Raw genomic sequence first — 8,306 nt, 5'->3', positions numbered from 1 at the left:
GGCCAGGCTCTCGGCCTCGGCGGCCCTGCGCCCGAGGCCGAAACCCACCCGGGCCACGGCGCTGTGCGCGGTGAGCCTGGCCAGCATGGGCAGCCCGGTGAAGCCGCCGGTGGCGTCGTGGAGGGGGCCCCGGGTGGTCACCAGCAGGTGAGTGCCGCCGCGGAAGGCGGCCAGCGTGCCGCCGAGCGCGCCGGCCTCGCGCAGCAGCCCCTCCTCGCCGTCCATTTCCACCAGGCCGAGCGCGATCTGCGCGTCCTCCTGCGCCTGACCCTCGGCGGTCAGCAGGAGCTGGCGCAGTGCCACGCGGACCGAGTGCACCGACGGCGCCAGCCGCAGCACCTGCATCTCGCCGCGCAGCGCCTCGTGCACCGAGCTGAGACAGGTGATCACGGGATGCGTCGGGGCGCGGCGGTGGAAGGCGATGACCTTCTTGGAGGTCTGCTCCGGGCGGTAGCCGAGGGTGCGCAGTTGCTCGGTGGGCAGCCCGGCCTCGTGGAAGGTGGCGGCGACGTCGGCGGGGGAGATGGTGTCGATGGACAGGCGGGTGATGTCGTGGCCCTCGTGCTGGAGGCGTACCAGGGCGCTGAGCAGCGTCGCGCCCGAGTAGTCGACGAAGGCGGCCGGACGCGACAGCACGTCGGCGGCGCGGGCCAGCATGTACGGGACGATGCCGGTGAACAGCCAGCCCTCGACCGAGGTGGTGTGCGCCTCGACGATGGCCGGGGCCTGCGACTCGTGATCGTAGTCGAGCCGCAGCGCGCTGACACCCGGCTGCTCCTCGCAGGTGGCCGCGACGTCGTCGACCAGATCGTGCGGGCCGACGACTCCGATGACGATACCCACCCGCGCCTCCTTCTTAATACGGTCTAGACCGAAAGGTTATCCGGTGACCCTGCACTTTCCCAACATGGCCGAACCCGCGGGCCGCACCCTCGGCGACGAGGAGATGGCGGCACTGGAGCGGGTGATCCGCTCCGGCATGCTCAACTCCGTCTGGGGGACCGAGGCGCGGGCGCTCGAACGCGAGGTCGGCGAGCTGTACGGCTCGCGCCACGCGATCGCGTGCAGCTCCGGCACCGCGGCCCTCCACCTGTCGGTCGTCGCGGCGGCGCCGGACCCCGGGGACGAGATCATCACGACGCCGATCACGGACTTCGGTACCGTGGCCCCCATCTTGGCGCAGAACGCCGTTCCTGTCTTCGCGGACGTCGACCCGTCCGACGGCAACCTCGACCCGGACTCCGTGGCCGCTCTCATCGGGCCGCGCACCCGCGCGATCATGGCCGTGCACCTGTTCGGGGCACCGGCCCGGATCGCCGCGCTGCGGGCCCTGGCGGACGAGCACGGCCTCGTGCTCATCGAGGACTGCGCCCAGGCGTGGCTCGCGGAGCTGCCCGCCGGGCAGCCCGGCCGGCCGCCTGGCGAGCAGGCCGGCGGGCCGCCTGGCGAGCAGGCCGGTGGGCAGCTTGGTGAGCTCTCCGGTGAGCTGCCCACCAGGGGCTACGCGGGCACGGCCGGCCACGTGGGCACCCTGAGCCTGCAGCAGTGGAAGCACATCACCTGCGGCGACGGCGGCGTCGCGATCACCGACGACGACGAGCTGGCCAGGCGCATGCGGCTGTTCGCGGACAAGGGCTGGGACCGGGCCGCCGGCCGCTCGCACGAGAGCCTCGGCCTGAACTACCGGATGACCGAGCTGCAGGCGGCGGTGGCCCGGGCGCAGCTGGCGAAGCTGCCGGGCGTCGTGGAGTCGAGGCGCCGCACCGCCGGACAGCTCATCGAGGCGCTGCGCGGCCTGGACGGGGTGCTGGAAGGCGGCGAGCCGGCCGCTGCGGGGGAGGGGCGCGGCGTGATCCGGCTGCCCCGCCCTGACGGGCACGCCTGGTGGTTGTTCCCGCTCGTACTGCCCGGCGGCGACGCCCCGGAGCTGGCCGCGCACCTGAGCGCGGACGGGATTCCGGCACGGGCCGGATACCTCAAGGAACCTCTCAACCGGGCCCCGCTGTGGAAGGGGCCCGTCTACGGCACCTCGGACTATCCCCTGGAGGGCTATCGTCCTGCCGGCTGCCCGGTGGCCGAGCGGCTGGTCGACAGCACGCTCGTGGTCATCGACTGGAACGAACACTACACGTCGGAGCACGTGGCGGCGATCGCCGACAGTGTCCGGCGCTATCCCGGAAGGGCCTAGTTACGTTCATGTATCAAGCATTGACCGGCTGCTCGCCGCTCACTAGGTTTCGGTCAGGACCGGTATTCGGGAAAGGAAAGCCACCGATGAGGAAGCTAACGGCAGCCGGAGTCGTGGCCGCCCTGAGCGTCGTGATCGCCGGGTGCGGATCCGGTGGCGGCTCGGGCTCGGACAAGAGCACGGTCACCCTCTGGATGTACCCCGTCATCATGGACCAGGCCAAGCACAAGGCCTTCTGGGACAAGGTCGAGAAGGACTTCGAGGCCGCGAACCCCGCCATCGACGTCAAGATCGACCAGCAGCCCTGGGACGGACGCCAGGAGAAGGTCACCACGGCGCTGGCTTCCAGGAAGGGCTTCGACCTGGTGGTGCTCGGCCCGGACCAGATCCCGCAGTACGCCCAGCAGGGCACGCTGGAGCCCGTGGACGACGTGGTCGCCCCCGCCAAGGCGAGCTACCTGCTCAACGCGCTCACCGCGCTGACCGTGGACGGCAAGCTCTACGGCGTGCCGATCTACCAGACGATCACCGCCCCCATCTACAACAAGAAGCTCTTCGCCGACGCGGGTGTCACCAAGGTGCCCGAGACGCTGGCCGAGCTGAAGGAGGCCGCGCCCAAGCTCGCCGCCGGGAAGGTCGCGGTGCTCGACTACCCGGGCAAGCCTGAGGTCTCGCTCAACCAGAGCTTCTACCCGATCCTGTGGGCCAACGGCGGCTCGGTCTTCGCCGCCGACGGCAAGAGCGTGACCGTCAACAACCAGCAGGGCATCGACAGCCTGCAGCTCCTGCTGGACCTCAAGACCGTCGGCGGCCTGCCGGAGAACACCGCCAGCAAGGGCAACGACATCGAGGGCGGCGCGCTCGCCTCCGGCAAGACCGCGATGTACCACGCCGCCACGGCGCTCCAGGCCGACCAGCTCGGCGCCGCCATCGGCGCAGAGAACGTGGGCATCGGCCTGCCGCTGGAGGGCTCGAAGCGGGTCGCGTTCGGCATCCCGGGCGGCCTGGTGCTGGCCAAGCACTCCGAGAACAAGGACGCGGCCAAGAAGTTCGCCGCCTACGTCGCCTCCCCCGAGGTGGCCGGGCCGCTGGCCAAGGAGTCGGGCTTCTTCTCCGCGCGTACCGACGTGACCATCCCGGACCAGTCGGCGACGTCCAAGGAGTTCGCCAAGTCGCTGGAGTTCGCCTTCCCCGGTGACACCCACCCCAAGGCCCGCCAGGTCATGTCGATGATCGCGGCGCACGTCCAGGCGGCGCTGCTCGGCAAGGAGGACGCCAAGACGGCTCTCGACGCGGCCGCGAAGGAGGGCAACGAGCTGCTGGCCGGCGGCAGCTGACACGATCGGGGCCTCCCCGCGTGGAGGCCCCGTTTTCTGGAAAGGTGTGAACCCCGGTGCGTCATCGCCTGCGCGATCCGATCACGGGACTGCTGTTCGTCCTCCCCATGCTCGTGCTCTTCCTGATCTTCAAGATCTTCCCCACGCTGGGCGCGGCGGGCATGAGCCTGACGAACTGGAACATCGGCGGCGAGTGGAGCTTCATCGGCGCCGACAACTACACCCGGCTCGTGAACGACCCCAACTTCTGGTCGAGCCTGCGCGCCACGCTGGTGTACACGGCCATCTACGTGCCGCTGGTCGTTCTGGTCTCGCTCGGCACCGCGCTGCTGCTCAACTCGATCGTCTTCCTGCGCGGGCTGTTCCGCGGCATCCTCTTCCTGCCGTACGTGACCAGCTTCGTCTTCGCCGGCCTCATCTGGCGCTGGATCTACGAGTTCGACGGCCTGATCAACGGCATGCTGGCCAAGCTGGACCTGGGCCCGGTCGCCTTCATGGAGCGCTCGGAGCTGGTGCTGCCCGCGCTGGCCCTCGTCTCCTGCTGGAAGGGCTTCGGCTACTCCATGCTGATCCTGCTGGCCGGCCTGAAGGCCATCCCCGGCTCCTACCTGGAGGCGGCCCGGGTGGACGGCGCGAGCGCCTGGCAACGCTTCCGCTCCATCACCCTGCCCCTGCTCAAGCCCGCCCTCTTCTTCGTGCTGGTGATCGAGACGATCGCCTCGTTCCAGGTCTTCGACACGATCTACGTGATGACCGGCGGCGGGCCGGCCAAGGCCAGCTACACCCTCATCTACGGCATCTTCGAACGCGGCTTCAGGTTCTGGGAGTTCGGCTACGCGGCCACGTGGGGGATGGTGCTCTTCGCCGTCGTCCTGGTCGTCTCGCTGATCCAGCGCCGCTTCGTCGGCAAGGAGAACACGTGACGATGACGGCCGCGCGTCCCGCCACGGCCCGGGCCGGCGGGCAGACCGCCGCGCCCCGGCGCCGGGGCCGCAAGTGGGCGCTGTACACGCTGCTCTCGGTCATCTCGCTGCTGACGATGGGCCCGTTTATTGCGATGCTCGTCGTGGCCCTGTCGCCGAGGGGCGAGCCGACCCTGCCCGCGCAGTGGCCCGACTCGCTCACCCTCGACAACATCACGCGGGTCCTGAACGCCTCCGGGTTCGCCGAGTGGACGATCAACTCGCTGGTCTACTCGGCCGTGTCCGTCGTGATCATCCTGCTCACGGCGTCGATGGCCGGGTACGCCTTCGCCAAGAAGCGCTTCCCCGGCCGCGACGCCATGTTGTGGACCTTCCTGGCCACGATGATGGTGCCGTTCCAGGCCACGCTCATCCCGCTCTACGTGCTGGTGTCCGACTTCGGCGGAGCGGACACCTTCTGGGGGCTGATCGTCCCGACGCTGGCCAACTCGCAGGCGGTCTTCCTGATGCGCCAGTTCATCCTCGGGCTGCCGGACGAGCTGTTCGACGCCGCCAAGGTGGACGGGGCCTCCGAGCTGCGCGTCTACTGGACGATCGTGATCCCGTTGACCAAGCCGATCCTGGCCACGCTGGGCGTGTTCGTCTTCCTGTGGCACTGGAACGACTTCCTGTGGCCCCTGGTCATCTCGCAGAGCGACGCCACCCGCACGCTGACCGTGGGGCTGACGGTGCTCAAGACGGAAGAGCTGCAGTGGGCGACGCTGATGTCGTCGGCCGCCGTCTCGGCGGTGCCCTGCCTGCTGGTGTTCTTCCTGCTGCAGCGCTACCTGGTCAACAGCATCGCCATGACCGGGCTGAAGTGACCCGGAGCTGAGCGCCTAGGCTTGTCGCCCAGACCGTCTGATGAAGGCCATCCGGTGAGGGGAACGACGATGAGCACGACGAGCGCGCCGATCGACCCGCGGGCCGCGCGGCTGCGCGATCGCCTGCGCGGCGCCCTGGTGGCCGCCGCCGCGACGCCGATGACCGCGGCGGGCGAGGTGGACCTCGACATCGCCGAGGCGTACTTCCGCGGCCTGGCCGCCGCGGGCGCCGACGCCCTGGCCGTGCTCGCCCACACCGGCCGCGGCCCCTTCCTGCCGCCCGGCGTCCGGGCCGGCCTGATCGGGCGCGCGTGCCGTACGGGCCTCCCCGTGATCGCCGGCGTCGGCGGGGGCTCGACCCCGGCGGCCGAGGAGGCCAAGGTGGCCGCCGAGCTGGGAGCCGACGGCGTGCTGGTGTTCCCCTCGGAGGGCGACCGGGCGGCGCTGCACGACGAGGTGTGGGCGGCGGCCGGTCTGCCGATGATCGCGTTCGACCTGTACACCGCGCCGTGCCCGCCCGCCGTGCTGCGCGGGATCGTCCGGCATCCCGGCGTCGCCGGGCTCAAGACGGCGCTGCTGTCCGATGCGATGGGCTGCCAGGAGGCGATCGCCCGGACCCGCGAGGCGGACCGGCTGGCCATCACCGGCGAGGACCGGATGTTCGGCCCCTCGCTCCTTTGGGGGGCGCAGGCGGCGCTGGTGGGCATCGCGGCCGCGTCGGTGGAGACGACGGCGGCGGTGCTGCGCGCGTTCGAGGGGGATGATCTGCGGGGGTTCGAGCGGGCGTCCGCGCGGCTGGACCGGCTGGCCGCGGCCACGTTCACCGCGCCCATGGAGGGTTACGTGCAGCGGATGCTGTGGGTGGCCGCCGCGGAGGGGCTCATCCCCGAGTCGCACGCCTTCGACCCGTACGGCCCCGGCCTGCCGGACGGCGAGCGCGCCGGGGTCCTGGCGGCGGTCCCGGGCTGAGGGTCGCCCCCAGCCCGGTGCCCCGGTCAGCTCAGGGCCCGGTTCGCCGCAGGGCTCAGAGGGCGATCCGGATCAGGTTGCGGCCCTTGAGCCCGTACAGCGCCTTGCGCGAGGGATCGATGGCGAGCCGGGAACCGCCGCCGAACCAGTCGCTCGCCAGCCCCTCCACGAGCCTCCTGGAGGTGAAGGCGACCAGGTCGATCTTGTAGACCGCGTTCTCGTCGCTGGTGTAGGCGTTGCGCCCGGCCAGCACCAGGTCGCCGCCGCGCTCGCACACCTTGAGCGTGCGGGTGACCTCGCGCCCGCGCGGGTCGAACTCGAACAGGACACCGTCGCCGGTGATGCCGTACAGGGCGAGGGTCGTGTGCTTGAGGCTCGTGACGCTGCTCGCGCCGGTCACCGGCTCGACCTCCCACTTCACCTCACGGGTACGCAGGTCGAACGCCGCCAGCCGGGCCGTCGACGTCACCGGCGGCGACCCGAGGCCCTCCTGCGTGCTGGTGCCCAGGTAGACGGTGCCCAGCCGGGCGGTCAGCGAGAACACCGTCTGGCGCTCGACCACCGGGCGATAGGTGTCGAGCCGGCCGGTCCTGGGGTCGTAGACGTCGAGCGCGCCGTTCCGGTGACCGGGCTCCGGCTGGGTGGACATCACGATCAGGCCGGTCAGCTTGTCGTGGCACAGGTCCTTCGGCCGGTCCTGGTTGTGGCCGGTGCGCAGGAGGAGCTTGGCCTCGGGGTCGCCCGCGCGGTGGGAGTACAGGGCGGCCTGGGTGTAGACCCCGAGGTAGGTGGTGTGCCCGGCGGTCATGATGGTCTTCGGCTCGCCCGGGATGGGCAGCCGGGTGACCTGGCCGGTCGCCAGGTCGTGCAGGTCACAGCCGCCCTTGCCGCCGACGTAGACGCGCCTGCCGTCGGAGTGCACGGACATGGGCTCCTCGGGGGCCGCCCTGAACCCCTTCTGCACGTGGCTTACGTAGTCGATCACGCCGGTGGCCGGGTCGTAGACGAAGATGCCCGGCTCCTGGACGCCATAGATCCGGCCGCCGTGCTCCAGGATCCGGACGGTCTGCGCCTCCGGGAACGGCACGCCGAGGACCTCGTACGTGCCGTCCTCGATGCGGTAGCGGTAGAACGTGCCGGACGGGCGGCCGGCGAAGTACACCCATCCGTCGTGGATCAGCACCGAGACGATGTACTTCTCGCCCGGCGCGGTGGCCTTGACGATCTTGTACGCGGCCGGGTTCGCCTTCTCCAGCACCAGCAGCTCGGCCAGCGAGTTCATGCCGCCGGCCACGTGCGTGCCGCTGATCGACATGCTCGACACCCAGTCGCGGTCGGCCACCTCGGCGGGCAGCAACTCGCGCTTCTCGCCCGTCCGGCGATCGATCGCGACGAGGTGGGCGTTGCTGCCGACCCCGGCGTAGACGTGGGTGTCGTCGGCCTGGATGCTGCGCACGTACGCCTCACCGGGGGCGGGCTGGCCGAGGTCGCGGCTGGCGCCGGTGGCGGGGTCGTACTCGACCACGCGTCCCGGCTGTGACATGCCCATGTAGACCTTGCCGTCGGGCGAGGCGGCCATGGTCCAGATGTAGGGGTCGGGGTACTGGGCGACCTTCGTGGTCGTGCCGGTCAAGGTGTCGATCCTGTACAGGTCCGACCTGGAGTGGGTGCCCACGTAGACGTCGGTGCCCACCTTGCACATCGCCCAGATGCCCACGCCGGTGGGGATCTCGAAGTGGGCCGTGACCTTGTCCTGGGCCAGGTCCCAGGCGCCCACGACGTTGGGTGCCAGGCCGCGCGAGCCCAGGTGGAGCACGTCGCCGACGAACTCGGCGTTGCCCAGCGGGCTGGTGACGCTGGCCGGGCCGAGGTCGGTGATCGTGCCCTCGGGCTCGCGGCCCGAGGCGGTGGCGGTGGCGGTGGCGGTGGCGTGGGCGGGGCCGGTGGCGAGGGCGGGGATGGTGGTCGCGGCGGCCGAGGCGGCTGCGGCCTGGAGGAAACGGCGGCGGGGGATCATTCGCTGATA

At 71.0% G+C, this 8,306-nt stretch carries 7 protein-coding genes; 5 read left to right on the top strand and 2 right to left on the bottom strand.

Annotation, left to right across the window (positions count from 1 at the left end):
• The coding region (locus AB0J69_RS56210; protein ID WP_364136509.1) for a hypothetical protein at positions 1-843 on the bottom strand (843 nt) is incomplete at its 3' end.
• A 43-nt stretch (positions 844-886) separates the two neighbouring features.
• Here AB0J69_RS56210 and AB0J69_RS56205 point away from each other — a divergent pair.
• The 5 genes from AB0J69_RS56205 (at position 887) to AB0J69_RS56185 (ending at position 6,280) form a co-directional block, all read left to right on the top strand.
• Complete coding sequence (locus AB0J69_RS56205) at positions 887-2,188, top strand: DegT/DnrJ/EryC1/StrS family aminotransferase (protein ID WP_364136507.1); 1,302 nt, start codon at positions 887-889, stop codon at positions 2,186-2,188.
• Between the two features lie 86 nt (positions 2,189-2,274).
• Positions 2,275-3,525 carry a sugar ABC transporter substrate-binding protein gene (locus AB0J69_RS56200; RefSeq protein WP_364136505.1) on the top strand — a complete coding sequence of 417 codons (1,251 nt, stop codon included), beginning with the start codon at positions 2,275-2,277 and terminating at the stop codon, positions 3,523-3,525.
• A 56-nt stretch (positions 3,526-3,581) separates the two neighbouring features.
• Positions 3,582-4,448 (top strand): sugar ABC transporter permease, encoded by an 867-nt coding sequence (locus AB0J69_RS56195; RefSeq protein ID WP_364136503.1) that lies wholly within the window; start codon positions 3,582-3,584, stop codon positions 4,446-4,448.
• Positions 4,449-4,450: 2 nt separating this feature from the next.
• Positions 4,451-5,311, top strand: coding sequence for a carbohydrate ABC transporter permease (locus tag AB0J69_RS56190; protein ID WP_364136513.1), 861 nt, complete (start codon positions 4,451-4,453; stop codon positions 5,309-5,311).
• 69 nt (positions 5,312-5,380) lie between these two features.
• Complete coding sequence (locus AB0J69_RS56185; protein WP_364136501.1) at positions 5,381-6,280, top strand: dihydrodipicolinate synthase family protein; 900 nt, start codon at positions 5,381-5,383, stop codon at positions 6,278-6,280.
• A gap of 55 nt (positions 6,281-6,335) precedes the next feature.
• Here the strand turns inward: AB0J69_RS56185 and AB0J69_RS56180 are convergent, their stop codons facing one another.
• Positions 6,336-8,297 (bottom strand): hypothetical protein, encoded by a 1,962-nt coding sequence (locus AB0J69_RS56180; RefSeq protein WP_364136499.1) that lies wholly within the window; start codon positions 8,295-8,297, stop codon positions 6,336-6,338.
• Positions 8,298-8,306: the final 9 nt, after the last annotated feature.

Origin of the sequence: Nonomuraea sp. NPDC049709 (assembly GCF_040674815.1) — a bacterium.
Classification (GTDB): domain Bacteria; phylum Actinomycetota; class Actinomycetes; order Streptosporangiales; family Streptosporangiaceae; genus Nonomuraea.
The sequence above is the reverse complement of the archived record's forward strand: the minus strand, read 5'-3'. Positions and strand labels throughout refer to the sequence as shown.